At 46.0% G+C, this 20230-nt stretch carries 15 protein-coding genes; 11 read left to right on the top strand and 4 right to left on the bottom strand.

Annotation, left to right across the window (positions count from 1 at the left end; all coding sequences use genetic code 11):
* Positions 1 to 7: 7 nt before the first annotated feature.
* Genes FCL48_RS09335 through FCL48_RS09325 form a run of 3 tightly spaced genes read left to right on the top strand, consistent with a single transcriptional unit; the run spans position 8 to position 3173 of the window.
* On the top strand, positions 8 to 925 hold the full coding sequence (locus FCL48_RS09335; RefSeq protein ID WP_136872002.1) for an NAD(P)/FAD-dependent oxidoreductase: 918 nt from the start codon (positions 8 to 10) through the stop codon (positions 923 to 925).
* An 11-nt stretch (positions 926 to 936) separates the two neighbouring features.
* Positions 937 to 1245: a thioredoxin family protein gene (locus FCL48_RS09330; RefSeq protein ID WP_136872001.1), complete on the top strand. Its 309-nt coding sequence runs from the start codon at positions 937 to 939 to the stop codon at positions 1243 to 1245.
* Between the two features lie 35 nt (positions 1246 to 1280).
* Entirely contained in the window at positions 1281 to 3173 is a 1893-nt protein-coding gene (locus FCL48_RS09325; protein ID WP_136872000.1) for an aryl-sulfate sulfotransferase, read from the top strand.
* Positions 3174 to 3256: 83 nt separating this feature from the next.
* Here FCL48_RS09325 and FCL48_RS09320 read toward each other — a convergent pair whose 3' ends face one another.
* The 3 genes from FCL48_RS09320 to FCL48_RS25870 all read right to left on the bottom strand — a co-directional run bounded on the left by FCL48_RS09320 (position 3257) and on the right by FCL48_RS25870 (position 6440).
* Complete coding sequence (locus tag FCL48_RS09320; protein WP_169309157.1) at positions 3257 to 3925, bottom strand: Crp/Fnr family transcriptional regulator; 669 nt, start codon at positions 3923 to 3925, stop codon at positions 3257 to 3259.
* Positions 3926 to 4253: 328 nt separating this feature from the next.
* Positions 4254 to 5735: an SDR family oxidoreductase gene (locus tag FCL48_RS09315; protein WP_205747682.1), complete on the bottom strand. Its 1482-nt coding sequence runs from the start codon at positions 5733 to 5735 to the stop codon at positions 4254 to 4256.
* A gap of 255 nt (positions 5736 to 5990) precedes the next feature.
* Positions 5991 to 6440: an IscA/HesB family protein gene (locus FCL48_RS25870; RefSeq protein WP_205747681.1), complete on the bottom strand. Its 450-nt coding sequence runs from the start codon at positions 6438 to 6440 to the stop codon at positions 5991 to 5993.
* Positions 6441 to 6837: 397 nt separating this feature from the next.
* Between FCL48_RS25870 and FCL48_RS09310 the strand changes: the two genes are divergently transcribed.
* On the top strand, positions 6838 to 7260 hold the full coding sequence (locus FCL48_RS09310) for a rhodanese-like domain-containing protein (RefSeq protein WP_169309156.1): 423 nt from the start codon (positions 6838 to 6840) through the stop codon (positions 7258 to 7260).
* Positions 7261 to 7267: 7 nt separating this feature from the next.
* On the top strand, positions 7268 to 9157 hold the full coding sequence (locus tag FCL48_RS09305) for a VTT domain-containing protein (protein WP_136871996.1): 1890 nt from the start codon (positions 7268 to 7270) through the stop codon (positions 9155 to 9157).
* Between the two features lie 66 nt (positions 9158 to 9223).
* Here the strand turns inward: FCL48_RS09305 and FCL48_RS09300 are convergent, their stop codons facing one another.
* Positions 9224 to 10216, bottom strand: coding sequence for a LacI family DNA-binding transcriptional regulator (locus FCL48_RS09300; RefSeq protein ID WP_136871995.1), 993 nt, complete (start codon positions 10214 to 10216; stop codon positions 9224 to 9226).
* A 777-nt stretch (positions 10217 to 10993) separates the two neighbouring features.
* On the opposite strand from FCL48_RS09300, the gene FCL48_RS09295 reads away from it, so the two are divergent.
* From FCL48_RS09295 to gap, 6 genes are all read left to right on the top strand, one after another.
* Positions 10994 to 12388 (top strand): PTS mannitol transporter subunit IICB, encoded by a 1395-nt coding sequence (locus FCL48_RS09295; protein WP_136871994.1) that lies wholly within the window; start codon positions 10994 to 10996, stop codon positions 12386 to 12388.
* Positions 12389 to 12529: 141 nt separating this feature from the next.
* Positions 12530 to 15160 carry a phosphoenolpyruvate--protein phosphotransferase gene (gene ptsP, locus FCL48_RS09290; RefSeq protein WP_136871993.1) on the top strand — a complete coding sequence of 877 codons (2631 nt, stop codon included), beginning with the start codon at positions 12530 to 12532 and terminating at the stop codon, positions 15158 to 15160.
* Between the two features lie 32 nt (positions 15161 to 15192).
* On the top strand, positions 15193 to 16929 hold the full coding sequence (locus FCL48_RS09285; RefSeq protein ID WP_136871992.1) for an alcohol dehydrogenase catalytic domain-containing protein: 1737 nt from the start codon (positions 15193 to 15195) through the stop codon (positions 16927 to 16929).
* Between the two features lie 3 nt (positions 16930 to 16932).
* Positions 16933 to 17862, top strand: a complete 930-nt coding sequence (gene pfkB / locus FCL48_RS09280; protein ID WP_136871991.1) for a 1-phosphofructokinase — start codon at positions 16933 to 16935, stop codon at positions 17860 to 17862.
* 27 nt (positions 17863 to 17889) lie between these two features.
* Positions 17890 to 18870 carry a class II fructose-bisphosphate aldolase gene (locus FCL48_RS09275; RefSeq protein WP_136871990.1) on the top strand — a complete coding sequence of 327 codons (981 nt, stop codon included), beginning with the start codon at positions 17890 to 17892 and terminating at the stop codon, positions 18868 to 18870.
* 254 nt (positions 18871 to 19124) lie between these two features.
* Complete coding sequence (gap, locus tag FCL48_RS09270; protein WP_136871989.1) at positions 19125 to 20147, top strand: type I glyceraldehyde-3-phosphate dehydrogenase; 1023 nt, start codon at positions 19125 to 19127, stop codon at positions 20145 to 20147.
* The last annotated feature ends 83 nt before the right edge of the window (positions 20148 to 20230 follow it).

Genomic DNA, 20230 nt, shown 5'->3' with positions numbered 1-20230 from the left:
GAAGACAATGAGTTTATACGATACGATTATAGTTGGTGCAGGTCCCGCTGGTATGACAGCAGCCATATATGCGATCAGGGCAAATCTTAAAGTACTTATGCTGGACCGGCTCTCTCCTGGTGGTCAGATGCTGAACACCAATGAAATTGAAAATTATACCGGAGTAGGCTCTATCAATGGTGCAGAACTCGCCATCCAGATGTTTACCCACACCCAGGAACTCGGTATCGAGTATGACGAGAGAACAGTCATTGGTCTTGAGACTACCGGAGATCTCATAAAGGTAGTCTGTGAAGAAGACAACGCTGTATATGAAACGAAAACAGTAATTGTTGCTACAGGTTCCCTGCCGAGAACCCTTGGGGTTCCTGGCGAAGAAATGTTTAAGAGCAATGGTATCAGTTGGTGTGCAATCTGCGATGGTCCGCAATACAGGGATAAGGATGTTGTTGTTATTGGTGGAGGAAACTCCGCCGTTGAAGAGTCCATCTACCTCGCTGGCTTTGTTAAGTCTCTAACAATCATCACCCTTTTTGATCTTACCGCAGATCCTGTTGCCTGCGATAGATTACGGGCCTTTGAAAATGTGAAGATACATCCTTACCAGGAAATTCTTGAGTTTAAAGGCAATGGCAAACTGGAAGGAGTGCGTTTCAAGTCGACTAAAACGGATGAAGAACAAAGCGTCAGCTGTGATGGCGTTTTTGAATATATTGGACTGCAACCTATGACCAAAATTGTCGAGTCATTCAACATCTGTAATGAGTTTGGCACTATCCGTGTTGATCAGGACATGCAGACCGCAGTTAAAGGAATCTATGCTGCAGGTGATGTTATTGATAAACATCTGCGACAAATTGTTACAGCCTGCGCTGATGGAGCTATTGCAGCACAGAAAGCCTCAAAATACATCGAAACCCTGTAAGGAATATTACCATGATAACTGAAATCAAAAATTTAGAAGAATTTAAAACATTAACAGAGTCCGGCAAAGTGCTTGTTGAGTTTTATTCTAAAACCTGTGGCCCATGCAAAATGCTGGCTTTTGTTCTTAAAGATGTAGACAAAACCCTGGATAACCCCACAATCGTGGTTGTCGATTTTGATGAATACACCGACTTAAAAGAAAGTTACGATGTGAAAGGCTTTCCTACGATGCTCATGCTCAAAGACGGTAAAGAAATTGAACGGATGCAAGGGCTCAAGCAGAAAAGAGCAATCATTGAGATGATTGAAAAAGCATAAATAATTTTAAATTTACGACTACATTGGAGATATCAATGAATTACAATCTTCCCAAAGTTCAATATTTACGAATAGATCATCTTGTCACTCAGCAAAACAGGAAAGAAAAAGAGTTCCTCAGCCAGTTTGAGCAGGGAGACTACACACTGGAGTCACCCCTCGTTGTTGACAATCCATATCTCATCAATCCACTTGCGGCAATGGTGTTGTTTGAGACCAAGGAAGAGGTCAGTGTAACCGTTACGGTAAAAGGAAAGCTGGATTCAACAGCGGATATCTCCTTTTCTTTTGGCCCCTCGCGAAAACATATCGTACCTGTCCTCGGCCTCTATGCAACATTTGAAAATACTGTTCAGATTGAACTTTCAGATGGCCGTAACACAACTCTCATGATTCAAGGTGGCGACCTGCCCGTCCTCACCCAGCAAGTTGAGAAAATTTTCACATCTCCAGAATATATGGCGGACAATCTCATGTTCGTTTCTGCGGCCGGGAAATCACTCCCCGGTGGCTATGACCATAAAGGCGATTGTCGCTGGACACTTGCCGAAAACTTTGTGTTTGACATGAAGCGGGCAAAAAACGGCAATCTGCTTTGTGGATCCTATCGTTATTCCCGTGTTCCCTATCATGCGGTCGGTATATGCGAGATCACCATGGCAGGTAAAATCGTCAAAGAATACCGCCTGCCAGGGAACTACCACCATGACCAGTGGGAGATGGAAGATGGTAACCTGCTTGTCCTGACCCAGGATTTCCATAGGGATACCGTTGAAGATCAGCTCGCTTTAATTGATAGAGAAACTGGTGACGTTCTTCGCATGTGGGACATACGAGGATTGTTTCCAATGAATGTCGGCAAGTCGGGCAGCTGGAGTGACCATGACTGGTTCCACTGTAATGCGGTATGGTATGACAAAGTGACAAACTCACTCAGTCTTTCAGGACGTCACCAGGATATTATCATCAATATCGATTATGAGACGGGAGCGTTACGCTGGATGCTGGGAGACCCTGAAGGCTGGCCGCAGGAGCTCGTTGATAAATACTTTTTCACCCCTGTCGGAACCGGCGATTTTGATTGGCAATATGAGCAACATGCCTGCCTTATCACCCCTGAGGGTGATGTAATGTGTTTTGATAACGGACACTGGCGTGCGAAGAAAAAAGAGAATTATTGGTTAAATAAGAATAACTTCTCACGTGGTGTCAGATATAAAATTGATACCGAGAAAATGACCATTGAGCAGGTCTGGCAGTTTGGTAAAGAACGTGGTCAGCACTTTTTTTCACCGTATATCAGTAATGTAGAATATTACGAAGATGGTCATTACATGGTGCATTCTGGTGGAATAGGCTACGTTGATGGTAGTGCCTCGGAACTCTTGCTTCCCGCATTTCTTGATCCAAATGACCCATCCCATGTACAAAAAAGTATAACTGTTGAATTAAAAGATGATGTGGTCATGTATGAAATGCATCTACCCACTCAGTTTTACAGAGCAGAAAAGTTGTCTCTATATCACGGAGGAGACAATCTCTTTTTAGGAGATGGTAAAGTATTGGGGACTTTAGATGTAACGCCTGAATTTGATACCGTTCCTGAAGCTGAGGAAGTTTTAGAAGCTCCATCGGAATGGAACCAGATTAAAATTGTAGAAGAAGAGGATCGCTTCACATTTCACGGACGTTTTTCCAAAGGTACCCTGTTAATGCTCTGTCTGGAAAACGAAAAGGAAACACATAATTACTATATATCGACAACGGCACGGCCGGCTCTTGCCATGTGTGTGGGGTCTTTTATGGCCGCGGATGACAGACAGTTGTCTGTGAATATCAGTAAGCTTGGTTTTTCCGGCGTATTCAAAGTAAAATACATCCTCGATGAGAAGAAATTTAACACAGGAATTACAATCACATTCCCTTAATTATCTCATAACAGAGTAGCTATAGAGGGGCTGTAGAAAAGGCCCCTCTATAGCCATTGCCGGCTACGTTTTGCTATCGGACCTCAGTATCGTATACAAAGTTCCCGATTCACTATTTTAATCAAGGCCTCTCTGTCCATTATACGGATAAGCTGTCCATCTTTTCTTATAAAGTTCGCTTCCCGCAGAGATTTTAATATCTTTGCGACGGTAATCTTATGCAGTGATAAAAAGTGTGCCATCTCCGCTTGAGTAAAACAGCGCGGCAACAGATAAATCCCACCAGCCAACTCTGAGAACTCAAGTAACATTGAACAGATGCGAATGGGCCCATTCTCACATGCAAGCCAGGCGGAGTGCTCCATAACGTTTGATAAGTTTTGGGCCAATGCTATGGTCAACACCTGATAATATGCAGGATTCGTTTCTAATATTCCAAAAAAGTCCTCTTTTTTAATTATATAGCAATCGACCTTCGTTTTTGTAACTACCCGATTCCTTGTTTTATGGATATGGCTGGCTGCAAATGTATCAACAGGAAGAATATGGCGTAAAAAGCCCATGAGGTTCCCGGATTTGAAATAGAGGTAAGTGCGGTCGTTGCCTTCTTGGGTTACTGTTGCTACACCGCAGATACCTCTTTCCAGGTAAGCCACATCATTGCCAATTGGTAACTCGCAATTGGCAGGAAAAGAAATTTTTTTGCCTATACCTTTGAATACATCGCTGTACATTATCTTTTCCCAAAACATCAATAGCCACCTTTGACTGATATATAAATAATGGCATGGTCTAACACATGTCGCGAAGCGCCTGCTCATTGTTAAACCGCCCAGACATTACATTGACAAATATTGGCTTATCTCGAGAATTTTGGTAACAAGATTTATTGAGCAATCAATTTTTATCATATCTTTACAGATAATTCTGTTGAGATATTTACGTTATCAAACCTGCGGACATATGTAAAACTTCATTTTAAGGATCTTTCAAACCTATTAAGCCTGTCGTAACAAATCGACTGGAAACACCTTAATCGTCTTTACCATTAACATTTCAGCAATACATGATAAGTCCTTTTCACCCTTTGACAGCGGTTGGACCCTTTAAAACACGAACATCAGCTACCTTGGCCATTTGCTTGAGCATGGAGCCAAACATCAGGGAATGTGATGGTGCAATAATCCACCAGTACAGTCTCCCCCACAACCCTCGGGGTTCAAAGCTTGGAGTCATCCGCAGCTCATTTGTGCCGTCTGGTAACACTTGAATATGAAATTCCAACATAGCCTTACCCGGTGCAAGCATCTCAGCCTTCAGTAGGAGGCGCCGCTCATCCACTGCCACTACACGCCAAAAATCAAGGCAGTCACCAACAGCAATGGAATCCACACGGCGGCGGCCCCTTGATAAACCCGGGCCTCCAAGCAGTTTGTCAACAAAACCGCGTATCCGCCAAAGCACCGTTCCAAAGTACCAACCGGTATTGCCGCCAATACTTTTTACCACGTTCCAGGTATGTTCCGGTGAACCGTCAAGGATGATTGAGAAAGTGTCCCGATAAACTTTTGCTTCTGACGGTCTCATGGTAACGTCCCATTCTGACAGTTGGGTTGAGCCCGCGTCAAAACAGCTGGAAACGACCTCGTTTCGGTATGTTTCGGAAAGAGCGACGGTTATGGCCTCGCGGCAGGTGAGAAGATTTTGGGGAATGATCTCCTGGATGAGCTTTTCCTGGCAGAGAATTTCATCCTGCATACGTTCAACCAGCGGCCGGATAAGAGCTACAGATACCGGTGTTACCACATTCATCCAGCCAATCGAAATTCGATGGATACGCAAAGGGAGTACCACAACGATTCGTTCCGGCAGCTGGGCCTCATCGGCATAAATATGAAAAAGCTTACGCCAGGTAAGAACTTCGGGCCCTCCAACCTGGTAAACCTGTCCAGCCGTTTGGGGATGAGACAGGCACCCAGCCAGATATTCGATCACATTAGAAATGGCGATGGGTTGACATTTGGTATCCATCCAGCGAGGGGCAAACATGATTCGCATGTACCCGCAAAAAGCTCGGATCATTTCAAATGAGGCCCCTCCAGAGCCAAGGACTAACGGGGCTCTCAGTTGGGTAACTTTGGCACCACCAAGGCTCAGGATGTCACCAACTTCATACCTGGATCTTAACTGGGAAGAAAGACGGGATTGATGTCCCAGCCCACTGAAATGAATAAACCAGTTCATTCCAGCTACCCTGGCAGCTTTGACGGCAGAATAGGCAATCTGCCGGTCGAGGGTGGCAAAATCACTTTCACCTGGCCTGATTGATTGGATGAGATAGAAAACCGCAATGCAGTCTTGCATTGCTTCAGCGAGTGTTGCTGTGTCTAGGGCGTCGGCTACAATAATTTGCAGATTGGAGTGATTTCCCCATGACCTTGCTTTAATCTTTTGGTCAGAACGACCAACAGCCCTGACTTTCCACCCCTGTTCGAGAAGAAGTGGCACCAATCTTCCACCTACATAGCCAGTGGCCCCAAGAACCATCACTGGTTTGTTCATCAATTCCATTCTCATCCTTGTTTCATGTCGGGTCAAACCTAATATCCACTTTAGACAATAGAGTTCATTTTCGATTGCCTGGATATCCTGCCGAACCTAATTATTACAGAAATTAAAATGAGAAGTTTTACGCTATTTTTAGGTATTAATACAATACTCTTTTCACGGAATTCCGAATTATCTGAAGTATTCTTATCTCAAAAGATTTCTCCATGGGCTTTAACTACAGGTTAATGTGCCTTGATAGCTCAAGGCTCATTGACAGCAACCACATGACCCGCATGGTCCCGGACTACAGCACTCTTCTCCTAAAGAAAGTGGGTTGACAGAAGTAATTGTGAACCCGGAGAAGCTTCCAGCCTCGTTGAAATCAATTGATATGCCCCCACATTTTTTTAAAAGGCTTTTCTCCATGATAAAGGTTAGTTCATGAATCTGAAATGATTCATCCTGCGGTTTCTCTTGGTCAAAGGAGAGGCCCAAAAACGGACCGAAACATCCGTCCTGCACCAGTGAAACTCTGATGGCTGAGAAGCTATTGTTTTCTTGAGGATAGTTTATCAATTTGTCATTCTCCATGCTGGTTATCTTAAGCTTGATATTGTTCCTTTTATTTCGGTTATTGATAAACCAAGCTACTATCGAAATATATAATATGTCAAATAGGAAATAACGATTAAAAAATGTGGTGGCATAGGTCTGCATTTTCTAAGTGTTTTCAATCAGAAATTTGCATGGAGCGTATTGCTATATTTTTACTAAAAAGGAGCAAGAAAAATTTGCTGAACTCCTGACACACAGAAATCTGCAACATGCAGGGCAGACGTAACAGCGTCATCATTTCTTCTAATTCAAAAGGTTACGCCTGAACTGATATTTACAATTATTATCTTTCTTAAGGAGTAGATACCTCAAAAAGCACATGTCCGTGAACGCTCTTACACCACGGCCTATCCCTCTAGTCTATCAATCAGCCCCTAATCGATCGGTATTACCTTTTTTACCAAGTTAAAAATCTGTGCTATAAATTTTCCCTGGCTTCGACGGTAGTGTCGTTATGCTGTTTGTCATGAATGATTCAAATACTAAGGAGAAAAGAAAAATGTTTAAAAAAGGTTTACTCTGTCTTATCGCACTGCTGTTTAGTGTGTCATCCGCTTCTGCCTTTCTATCCAGTGGCTACAACTTCATCTCCCCAGAGGATCTGCAAAAACGCATTGAGGCAAAATCACCAATGATCCTGGTTGATATCTGCTCGGTGGAACAATTCGCTAAAGCACACATCCCAGGCTCGATTGAAACCAATGCCTACCCGGTGGAAACTGACGAAGAACGTGCGGCTATTGGTCAATTGCTGCCACAGATTCTCGAAAGCCAAGACGATGTAATTGTCCTCTGCCCTCGCGGTGGTGGGGGTGCCAAAAGAACCTATGATTTTTACAAAGCCAACGGCGTCGATGAAAGCCGGTTGTTGATTCTTGAGAAAGGCGTGGAAAAATGGCCTTTTGCCACTGAAGCAAAATAAGCCCTTCATGAATTTATCTCAGCTACAACGTGAGAAATCAATTTCCTCAGGCATGGTGCTCAAAAGTGGACTGTTACTGGGGATAATTGGAGTATGTTCAATTTTTTTCACGACTGGCCTGCATCATGAACTGTCACTTACTGCGCTAAAATCCCATCAGGTAGAGCTTCAACAACTCTATGCTGAAAGTCCCTGGCTGGTAGCGGGTGGTTTTCTTGCCTGCTACCTGCCTGTGATAATTCTTAACCTTCCTGGTGGAACGATTCTTGGTCTGGTTGCCGGTGCACTTTTCGGCACCCTGGCAGGGACGGTGCTGGTGTCTTTTGCCAGCACCATCGGAGCGACGATAGCTTGTGCCCTTTCTCGTTATCTGTTTCGGGATCTGGTGCAACGGCGATTTTCCGATAGGCTGAAACGGGTCAATGCCGGTTTACATGATGAGGGGGCCCTGTATCTTTTTTCTCTGAGACTCCTGCCGGTTATTCCCTTTTTTATCATCAACCTGGTCATGGGGCTGACAACATTGCGCCTGACCACTTTTTATTGGGTTTCACAACTCGGCATGCTGCCGGGAACATTTCTTTTCGTCAATGCCGGCAACCAATTGGGACTGATTGATTCTCCTGCTGAAATCATATCTCCAGGTTTACTGACGGCTCTTGCTCTTATCGGTCTCTTTCCTTTAGTAACTAAACGCCTGTTTGTCTGGCAAAGAGCCTCACAACGATCAAGTGAGCAACGGGAAAAAGCAGAAAACAAACCATCGTCGCTTCCGGCAACAGTATCCAACCAGCTGCGTGATATCGAAAATCGATGCAGTGAATGCGGAGCATGCGTCAGGAACTGCACTTTTTTGAGCCATTACGGCACACCTAAAGCAATTGCCGTAAATCAGGATTTTACCTGGAACGGAGCTCTGTCAATGGCTTACGAATGCAGCCTCTGCGGCCTTTGTGCTGCAGTTTGCCCGGAAAAACTCGATCCCGGCAGACTATTTCTTGATCTGCGAAGAACATTTGTGGCAAACGGTCAGTTCAACAAATCGACGTACAGCACAATTCTCAGATATGAGACGCTTGGACGTTCGAAACTTTTCGCATGGCAGGGAATTCCCGATGGTTGTGACACAATTTTCTTCCCCGGCTGTAATTTACCTGGAAGTCGCATGGCAACCACAGTTCAGCTCTTTGAGAGTTTGCGCCGTACTATCCCAAAACTTGGAATGGTGCTCAACTGCTGTAATAAGCCCTCCCACGATCTCGGCCGACAAGAACATTTTGCGGCAGCCTTTGGTGCATTGCGTCAAAGCCTTCGAGAGCAAGGAATTCGGCGTGTATTGGTTGCGTGTCCGAATTGTTATAAGATTTTTCAGCAGTATGGAAAAGGTTTGGCAGTACAGACAGTTTACGAGGTTATTGAGGTGGAACAAGGAACTATGCCATTGGCCAAAACATGGAAGACCGTGTGTGTTCACGATCCCTGCTCTATGCGAGAGGCCGATAACGTGCAGAAGTCCGTACGTCGACTGGTAACGGATCTGGGCCTGGAGCAAGTGGAGATGAAACATCGCGGCCGCCGTACGCTCTGTTGCGGAGAAGGAGGGACTGTGAGTGCTGTTCGTCCTTTATTTGCCAAGGCCTGGGCAAACATGCGAGCGAAAGAAAGCGGAGGTCGTATTTTGGTCACCTACTGCGCTGGTTGTTGCAACTTTCTCGAACGGGTCGTCCCGACGGTCCATATTACTGATCTGCTCTTTTTGCCAGAAACAACAAGGCCCGGTAAAAAATCGGCAACGCGTGCCCCATTTACATATCTGCAACGGCTTCGCTTGAAAAAAAGGTTGCAAAAAGAACCGGCTCTCTCCAGATCTCGCACCCACAATCTCAAAAAACAATAGTAAGCGGCTCAGATAGCGTAATAGGAGTCGTTATGCTGACACAGATGAATATTTTGCTTATTATTTTCAGCAACCGCAAGATTGGCGAATAATAAGTTTTGTTTTCAGAACAACTTCACGGTTAGAACGGGTCGGATCCTGAATCCTTTTAATGAGAAGCTCAGCAGCAGTCCGGCCAATTTCATAGGTTGGCTGATCAATGACTGTCATTGCAGGTTCAAGTAATTGAGCACAGGTAGTATCATCAAAACTGGCTAAAGCAATATCTTTCGGGATCGTCAATTTGCTTTCTCGGATCGCAAGAAGAACGCCTGCTGCCAACAGACTGTTGCTGGTAATAATAGCATCTGGCCGACTCTCCAGATTCAGCAGGTTCATTGTCGTCTTAAAACCATCGTCCTCTCTGGGGTTGGCAAACTTTATCAATTCGGTAGCAGGCTTAATGTTATGATCTTTTAACGCTTGCATAAAACCTTCATGCCGGAGACTTCCAGTGTTACTGCCCACACCGAAAATTCCACCGATTCGTTGATAACCGTGCTCTATTAAATGACTTGTGAGGATATGGGCCGACTGAACATTGTCAATCAGGACATTGTCAACTTCCAGATTGTTCGCATGTCGGTCAACTATAACTACCGGCATATTGAGGGCGGGTATATCTGTAAATCTTTCAATTGTTTGTCGTGTAGGTGACAAAATAACCCCAGCAACATTCTCGTCCCGAAGAAGATTCAGGCATGATTCTTCTTTGACTGGGTTTTCATCTGTATTGCAAAGCATGACAATATAACCATGCTCATAGGCTGCATCATCAACAGCCCGACTGACCCGCTGAAAAAATGGATTCTCTATATCGGAAACAACCAGTGCTATAATCTTTGAACTATTTGATCTCAGATTTTGTGCAACTCGGTTTGGCCGATAATTCAGCTTTTTCACTACTTTCATCACTCGATCATGCACTTCACGTCGCACGTGGGGTTTGTTCGCTAAGACCCGTGATACAGTAGCAGTTGATACGCCCGCAGCATTGGCAACATCTTTAATTTTAACCATGTGACTATTACTTTCCTTGTTTAGCTGGTAGTTATACTCGTAAATACAATGTAAACGATTACACTGTCTTCGTCAATTACATTTTTGCAACTGTGGTTATTTAAAATTGAACCATCCGGGCTCCTCATTACCAAGCAGTAATTTTCAGGTTTATCTCTACGGATAATAGAGAAAGGATATATACAATGATGTCATGAAGATACACAGATTCAGGCGAGGGTATGTGTAGTTGGAATGATCGAAAGAGCGGTTCGTCGGGATAAAATGCATCTAAGGTTTACAAACAAAACGACATTTATGTGTCCTGGCTTTCTGATTGTTACAGGAACCTGTCACATTGTATCATGTAAACGATTGCTCTAGTAAGAAGGAAAAAATGAGAAGATCTGACAAACAAAATGTGATAAATATAAATGTAATTCTAAAAATAAACCATATAAAAACAGTACTATAAGCTCTTTTCTCTGTTAAGCCTTGGCCTTTCACTGAAAAGATGGCAAAAAATGTTTGACATGATTTGTGTAAACGATTACAGTAAATACCCAAGAATGAGATCTGTCTATTATCTGAAAGAGGCCAGTCCGATTTATCTACAGCGAGTAAAGTACTTGGTCAGCCCACACTAACCCACTTAATAAGGAGACCTTGAAATGAAAGAGGCAATTCAAGGAATTGGCGGTTTATGTCCGGGATAATTTCCCCTCTAGCATTGGTGCTTTTATCGCCTGAGGTTTGATTACGGATCATTTAATAACCATGTAACTGGGAGGTAAGTTTATGTCCGGTAGTACTTTGAAAATAGGTGTCCAATCATTTGGAAGGTTCTTGAGTGGTATGGTAATGCCCAACATTGGCGCATTTATCGCTTGGGGTTTGATTACTGCGTTATTTATACCAACCGGTTGGTTGCCTAATGAGAAATTAGCATCAATGGTTGGTCCCATGATTACCTACTTGCTACCGCTATTGATTGGTTATACCGGTGGTAAGATTGTTGGCGGTGAACGTGGTGCGGTAGCCGGGGCTGTTACGACGATGGGGGTCATTGTCGGTGCTGATATTCCGATGTTCATGGGGGCCATGATTGCCGGTCCACTGGGAGGTCTGGCAGTAATCAGATTTGACCAGAAGGTGCACGGTAAGATCAAGCCCGGGTTTGAGATGCTGGTCAACAATTTCTCCCTCGGTATTATCGCCATGTTGGCAGCTTTGATTGCCTACCTCGTTGTTGGTCCGATCGTCTCTGTCATCACCAAGGCTCTTGCAGCTGGCGTGGGTTGGATTGTTAGCATGTCTCTCTTGCCCCTGGTGTCAATCATTGTTGAGCCGGCAAAAATTCTATTCTTAAATAATGCCATAAACCATGGTGTCTTTACCCCTCTGGGTGCAGAACAGGCAGCTAAGGTCGGATCTTCTATATACTATTTAATCGAAACCAATCCCGGTCCCGGTTTAGGTATTCTTCTGGCTTATATGGCGATGGGTAAGGGTACAGCGCAAAAATCTGCCTATGGCGCATCAATCATTCATTTCTTTGGAGGTATTCACGAAATTTATTTCCCTTATATTTTGATGAAGCCAAGATTGATCCTGGCCGTGATTGTTGGCGGTATGGTGGGGGTTGGTTTTAACATGGTCACAGGTAATGCCCTGGTTGGTCCTCCTTCTCCGGGTTCTGTGTTTGCTTTGACCCTGATGTCAACAAAAGGAATGGGGATTGTTCTCACCCTCAGTTCCATTGCGGTGTCTGCTCTCACTTCGTTTATCATTGCAGCAATACTCATCCGTACAGACGCTTCAGAAGCTGACGACCTGGAAGCAGCCACAGCCGCTGTTGCCGAAAGCAAGTCTGCCGCAAAAGGACAGGCGGCCTCTGCGCAGACAACTTCAGTCGCGAAAGGAACTGTTCGTTCAATTGTTGTGGCTTGTGATGCTGGAATGGGATCTTCAGCTATGGGAGCAACGGTGTTACGGGGCAAAGTCAAAGCCGCTGGCTTGGATATTGAGGTTACCAACGCAGCTATCAATGATCTGAAAGATGCGGATATTGTTATCACCCAGAATGAATTGACTGCTCGTGCTCGGGCTAAACTGCCTAACGCACAGCATTTCAGTATCGACAACTTTATGGATGCAAGTTTCTATGATGACCTGGTAGCTAAGCTGGTATAAGGGCTCTGGTTAGACTGGCTGAGGCCATGAAAGATTACTTGATTTTTCATGGCACTCTTCCAGGAGTTGACAATGCTGTACGTTTTGAGGCGCAGGCGGAAGTCCTGTTCGAAGATCGACTCAGTTTTAAAGGAGATTGTTATGTCTTTTTTTAAAAAATTGCTCGGTGGTCAAGATAAACCTGCGACCACAGAGAAGCCCAAAGAGCCAGAAAAAGTTGTCCAGGCAGAAGCAAAACAAGAGAGCGATGCTGCCGCAGAGGATACTCTTACGGTCAGTTCTGACCAGGTTTTATTAAATGCCCAGGTAACGTCCAAGGATGATGTACTCAAATTGATTTCAGAAAACTTGTCTTCATTGGGGCTCGTTGAGGGAGACTATTTGGATGCACTCTCCGGACGTGAAGAAAAAGTCAGCACTTATCTCATTAATGGTGTGGCAATCCCCCATGGTGTCAATGAGGCCAAAGATCAGGTTATCAGGACAGGTGTTTTTATCGTCCAGGCACCTGAGGGTGTCGTCTGGAATGACAAGGGAGACGTGGCACGTTTGATCGTCGGTATTGCAGCCAAAGGCAAGGATCACTTGAAGCTGCTTGAGCGTTTGACCAATGTGGTCATGGATGAGGCCGTTGCCGGCCAACTGGCCACCACAACCAATAAAAACGATATTCTGGATGCGCTAAACGCTGAAAAGCAGAGTGCGCCTGAACAACTCGAAGATTTTGCTGTTACCGCTGAGGCGAAAGTCGTTGATGTCCAGGGGATGCATGCCCGCCCTGCCAGCATGATTTCAGAGAGTGCCGCTAAATTTTCAGGAACGGACATTCGCATTCGCAACGATCAGAAGACGGCCAACGCCAAGTCCATGGCATCACTTTTATCCATGGGCGCATGTCTTGGCGATGCTCTGATCATTTCCGCACAAGGACCTGAAGCAGAACAGGCTGTTCAGTTGCTGGCTGCAATGATTTGTGAAGGCCTCGATGATGATGATGGACCGGATAATGCTTCGTATAATCCTCTGACCGTACTCCCCGCTCTCTCCGATGTCCAGTGTCGTAAGACAATAAGTGGTTCCGCTGCTTCACCAGGTATTACCATGGCACCGGCATTTCGATTACATGCAAGGAAGATGAGGTTTGAAGAGGAAGGAAAAGACCCTAAGGGGGAGGCCAAACTTTTCAGCACCGCCTTGACCGAGGCCGCCCAGCAACTCGATGAGCTGCAGGCCAATCTGCAAAGCAGGGCGCCAAAAGAAGCCGCTATTTTGCATGCCCAGAAACAATTGCTGCAGGATGAACTTGTTCTGACCGACAGTGAAAAGTACATTGTCAATGGTAAAACCGCAGCCTGGTCTTTCCATCAAGCCATTGAAAAGCAGGTGGGTTCCTTGAAAACGGTTGATAATGAGCGTTTGAGGGCGAGGATTGCCGATTTGATCGATGTACGTGACCGGGTACTGGCCCTGATGATGCCGGCTGCTTCATCCGTCGAATATCCGGGGACTGATTTCGTTTTGATGGCAAAGGACCTCACCCCCTCACAAACAGCCGGGTTACATGGGTTGAAGGTTCGGGGCATCTGTACAGAGCTTGGTGGTCCCAACAGTCATATGGCGATTCTTGCCAGAGCCCTGGGGCTACCGGCAATCGTTGGTCTGGGTGACGGAAGCCTTACGGACATTGAGGATGGCGAGTTGATTATTGTCGATCCCCAGGCATCTTCCATTTACGTTGCTCCTGACGAAGCAACACAGAAACGTGCGATTAAGTGGAAAACCCAGTGGGAGCAGATTCGAAAAGAAGAAGATGCACAAAAGCACAAACCAGCAGAAACACTGGATGGCCACCATGTTGAAGTTGTCTGCAATATCGCCAACCCCGAAGACGCGAAGCTCGTCTTGGAAAATGGAGGCGAAGGTGTGGGCTTGTTACGAACAGAGTTTCTTTTTGAATCTTCTGTTTCGGAACCCACACCTGAAGAGCAGGGCGAGAGTCTAAAAGCTATCATCAAGGAGCTTGGCAGTCGCCAGTTGATCGTGCGTACAGCCGATATCGGTGGCGATAAGCCAGTATCCTGGATGCATATCCCCCATGAAGACAATCCTTTCCTGGGTCTTCGAGGCATCCGCCTGTCGTTCAAATATGAAGATATGTTCCGGCGCCAACTGGAAGCCATCTACCAGACAGCAGTCTGGCAGCAAGAGACGACCGGATCAACCGGACTGCACATTATGTTTCCCATGATCGGCAGAGTGTCGGAGTGGAAGAAAGCCCGGGATATGGCCGAGCGCGTACGCGCACAACTGAATGCTCCCAAGTTGCCGCTGGGCATGATGATTGAGGTGCCATCCGCTGTGATGGTGGCCGAACATCTGGCAAAAGAAGTGGATTTCTTTTCCGTCGGATCCAATGACTTGACTCAATACACTTTGGCCATAGATCGCCTGCATCCGGATCTTTGCAGTGAAGCCGACAGTTACCACCCCGCGTTGCTGAAAATGATCGAGATGACAGTAAAAGCCGCACAAGCCCATGGCAAGTGGGTTGGTGTGTGTGGCAATGCAGCAGCGACGCCGAGCCTGGCAACACTGCTGGTGGGCCTGGGGGTGACGGAACTGTCTGTCAGCCCGGCCAATGTGGCGGCGGTGAAAAATATTATCCGCGCAGTAAACTACAGTAAATTACAAGAAAAAGCCAAAAAAGCCTTACAACTGGATAGCTCAGAAGCCGTTATGGCGTTGTATAAAACGAACGAGGATCTGTTGTAAAATCTGCATTTAAATATTCCTGAGAGGTAGCCATGACATCACAATATAAGAAATACCAATCCGAAAAAATCAGTCCACCCGAAAAAACATGGGTGTGGAATATGTACGGTGCCGGTGAAGAAAACATAGGCAAAGACGGCAAGCCTGAACTTCTACCTGTACCGAAACCGGGACCAAACCAGATGCTGGTACGAGTTGACAGCGTAGGTTTATGTTTTTCCGATGTGAAACTGATTCGGATGGGTAAAGATCATCCAAAACTGTACAATCGAGATCTGACCAAAGAGCCAACAAGGCTTGGCCATGAAGCGGCCCTCACCATCATCGAGGTAGGTGAAGAACTGAAAGGAAAATATACTCCCGGCCAGCGCGTTGCGGTACAGCCTGATATCTACCAGAACGGTAAAAGCACAGCGTATGGTTATACCATTCCCGGAGGCCTTATTCAGTATCACCTGATCGGTCCTGAGATGCTGGAAACCGATGAAGGTGCCTGCCTGCTGCCTGTTACCGGTGACATGGGTTATGCCGAAGCCTCACTACTTGAGCCTTGGGGCTGTGTTATCGCATCATATACCCAGAGAAGACGTCTTGAGCCAAAAGATGGTGGCGTTATGTGGATTCTTGGCCAGCAGGGAGACGACCGGGAGTATCAGTTCTCCACAGGCCTTGCCGCTCCAGCAACCATTATTCTTACCGACGTTCCGCAGAGTGTTGCAAAGCTTGCAGAAAAAACCTCGGCAAAAGTAGTGGTGCGCAACAGTATCAATCCCGACCAATACAGTGAACTTGCCAAAGAGTTTACCAATGGAGCAGGTTTTGACGATATCGTCATGCTTGACCCTCGTTCCGCAGCCCTTGTAAGTGATGTTGCAGCCTTTATCGTTCGCAGAGGTACCTTGAATCTGGTGGGCCAGACACCACTGGACGGCCTGGTTAATGCCGATGTCGGCCGTCTTCATTATGATTATATCGCCTTTCTCGGTAACCAGGGCCCTGACATCGGGGCATCTTATGGCGAAAAACGAAACCGCTGTGAACTGAAAGCCGGTGGCACAACCGTTTTTGTCGGTGCCGGTGGACCCATGGGGCAAATGCATGTTCAGCGGGCAATAGAACTTCCAGACGGACCAGGTAAGGTTATCGCGACAGAGGTCAGTGATATGCGGCTTGCTGCCATCCAGGAACGTTTCGGACCATTGGCGAAAAGTAATAACTGTGAACTGTTCACCTACAATCCTCAAACCAGTGATAAATCAATCCATGAATTCGTCATGGATATTACAGATGGCAAGGGGGCAGATGATGTTGTTGTCAGTGTTCCCATTGCTGCAGTCATGGCCGAGGCGGATACCTTGATGCATAAGGATGGCATGCTGGTCTTTTTTGCAGGTGTCCCCAACGGAACCATGGCCCATTTGAATCTCTCCAACGTGTATATGAATAATGCCCAATATACCGGGACCTCCGGTCTCACCCTGAGCGATCAGTCTCAGGTGCTCAGCCAGGCAGCAAAAGGAAGCCTCAACCCAGGCCGTAGTGTCGGGGCCATTGGTGGAATGAATGCTGCCAGAGAGGGAATTCAGGCGATGATTGATGGTCGCTATGCGGGTAAGATTATTATCTTCCCACAATTCCCGGACCTGCCGCTTATAGGACTTGACGATCTGCACAAGGTTCATCCTGATATTGCCGACAAACTTGAACCGGGCAACATGTGGACCATCGAAGCGGAAGAAGCGTTGTTTGAAAAATATTATAAGGGCTAAAAAATGATATTTACTGTGACACTAAACCCTGCAGTTGACCGGGAGTTAACAGTTGATGAGATCGTTTTTGATACTGTGCTGAGAGCCTCGGATTGGCGGGTAGACTGCGGTGGAAAAGGCTTTAATGTGGCCCGTATGCTTAAATCTCTTGGCATTTCAAGTGTAGCACTGGGCTTTGCTGCCGGTAAGAGTGGGGAGATGTTGGACGATAAGCTCAAGACGCTCGGAATAGAGACCGATTTTGTCTGGGTCGAAGGGGAAACCCGCACCAATGTCTCCATTGTAAGTACTGAAAATGGGCAGTATGTGAAGGTTAATGAGCCGGGGCCAACTATTACCAAAGACAATCTTACGCAACTGGCACAAAAGATAGGTGAGAGGGTACAGGCCGGAGACTGGTGGGTGCTTGCTGGCAGCCTCCCTCCCGGGGTACCTCCAGTTTACTATACCGAGCTCATCACCATCATCCAGTCGGCGGGGGCACAGGTATTTTTGGATACCAGCGATGAGGCCCTGCGTCAGAACTGCTCGGCCAAACCCCAGCTGGTCAAGCCAAATGACGAAGAAGCGCATGTGCTTACCGGGTTGCCGGTTAGTACGCCTGCAGAGATAGCTGCAGTTGGTAAGGCAATCTCTGCCATGGGCCCTGGCAGTGTGATCATCTCTCTTGGCAAAGAGGGGGCCATACTAGTCGATAAAGATAAGGCCTGGCTGGCTGCCAGTCCCAAAATAGTTGCAGCTAACCCGATTGGAGCAGGTGATTCTATGGTTGCCGGAGTTGTGTGGGGCCTCAGCCAGGGGGACAGCATGCAGGATGCCCTGTGCAAAGGGATTGCCTGCGGTGCTGCAACTGCCAGTATGAAAGGTACAACGGTTGGAACCCGTGAGCAGGTTAATAAGTTGTTAGCACAGGTTCAAATCAAACCAGTTTAATCATCCTGATTCACAAGGAGAACTATAATGACGAGTCCAACCAGATATGAAGATCTTGGCCTGGTGAACACCAAAGAGATGTTTGCCAAGGCAATGGCGGGCGGCTATGCCATTCCTGCCTATAATTTTAACAATATGGAACAACTTCAGGCAATTGTTATTGGCTGTGCCCAGTCCAGCTCTCCTGTTATCCTGCAGGTGTCCGGAAGTGCCAGAAAATATGCTGAAGCAAAGATGTTGCCCTATATGGTCAAAGGGGCGGTTGAACTTGTGCGCAGTATGGGCAGCAGCATTCCTATTGCCCTGCATCTTGATCACGGAGATAGCTTTGAGCTCGCTAAAGATTGTATCGACAGCGGGTTTTCTTCGGTCATGATTGACGGCTCCCACCTTTCTTTTAAAGAAAATATGCGTCTCACCGCAGAAGTAGTTCAGTATGCTCATTCAAAAAACGTTACTGTTGAAGGAGAGCTGGGTGTTCTTGCCGGTGTGGAAGACGAAGTTTCTTCTGAAAAGAGTCACTATACCAGGCCAGAAGAAGTTGAGGAATTTGTGAAAAAAACCAGTGCGGACAGTCTGGCCATATCCATTGGGACATCCCATGGTGCGCATAAGTTCAAACTTCAACCAGGCGAGGCGGTACCGCCTTTACGTTTTGATATCCTGGAGACAATTGAGCAGAAACTGCCTGGATACCCGATTGTACTCCACGGTGCATCTTCCGTTACACCTGAACATGTGGACATGATTAATCGGTATGGTGGAAAGCTTGAGAGTGCCGTAGGAATTCCTGCTGAACAGTTGCGCAGGGCCGCCAAATCTGCAGTGTGTAAAATCAATATAGACAGCGACGGGCGTCTTGCGATGACCGCTGTGATTCGTAAAATATTTGCCGAGAAGCCATCAGAGTTTGATCCGCGGAAATATCTGGGACCCGCCAGGGATGAGCTGATTCGCCTTATCAAAGAGAAAAACACCAATGTGTTGGGAAGTGCTGGAAAGGGTTGATGCCGTCGTATAAGCATTTCATCTGAAGTCTTGGCGTATCTGCTTGGTTGTGGCAATACTTTTATCCTTACGGTGTACTCTAGTATGCCTAAATAATAGAAGTATCTTTACGCCTCGCACCCCCAAAGGCATTTCTTGCGGTGCGCATATGAATATTTTTGCTTATCTACCGAAAACCTCATCTTTTTTACGGGTTCATCAAACTTATAAGTATTTACAAATTTAATAAAAATAGTTGTCCTAGGAGAAAGAAAATGTCAATCCGTGTAGCTATAAATGGTTTTGGAAGAATAGGAAAACTTTCATTTCGAAAAATCTTTGGAGATGATCGTTTTGAAGTTGTGGGAATCAACGATTTAACAGAGCCAAGGATGCTTGCTCATCTCCTGAAGTATGACAGTGTACAGGGTCATTTTTCAGGCCATACTGTAGAGAGTAATGAGGATTCTCTGATCATTGATGGCAAGAAAATCCGAGTATACAAAGATCCAGATCCGAAGAATCTTCCCTGGAAAAGCCTTGGTGTCGATATTGTTTTAGAATGTACCGGCTTTTTCTGTTCAAAAGCCAAAAGTCAGGCGCATATTGATGCAGGTGCAAAGAGGGTTCTTATTTCAGCCCCTGCAGGCAGTGACCTGCCAACCATTGTTTATGGCGTAAATCACCAGATATTAAAAAATGATGATCTCATTGTTTCCGGTGCATCCTGCACAACCAATTGCCTTGCTCCCATGGCAAAGGTTTTGAATGATTATCGTGAGTTGAGAACAGGCTTCATGACCACGATTCATGCATATACAGGGGACCAGATGATTATTGATGGACCACACCGCAAAGGTGATTTGCGTCGAGCAAGAGCCGGTGCAATCAACATTGTACCCAATTCAACCGGTGCTGCGAAGGCGATCGGTCTTGTCATTCCTGAACTTGACGGAAAACTGATAGGATCGGCACAACGTGTACCAGTTCCTTCTGGTTCCATTACGATTCTTGATGCGACGTTAAAAGATGAGACCGATTCTGTAACTGTTGCGGATATCAACGAAGCGATGAAAAAGGCCGCCGATGAATCCTTTGGATATTCTGACGAGGAGTTGGTGTCAAGCGATACAATTGGTATGAGCTTTGGTTCACTTTTTGATTCCACTCAAACACTTGCGCAACGTTGTGGAACCAATATCTATGAGGTCAGGGTTGTAGCCTGGTACGATAATGAAATGAGCTATGTGAGTCAATTAATCAGAACATTAGACCATATGGGAAGCTTAATGAAATAAGCCCGGACAAGTACTTTTTGCCAGATTAGTTTCTTACTAAAAAGATAAGAAACTAATCTATAAAGTACTAAGCGTAGATTCAT

The organism is Desulforhopalus sp. IMCC35007, assembly GCF_005116575.1.
In the GTDB taxonomy this organism is placed as follows: domain Bacteria; phylum Desulfobacterota; class Desulfobulbia; order Desulfobulbales; family Desulfocapsaceae; genus Desulforhopalus_A.
Note: the sequence above shows the minus strand (reverse complement) of the source record. Positions and strands in the feature narration are given on the sequence as shown.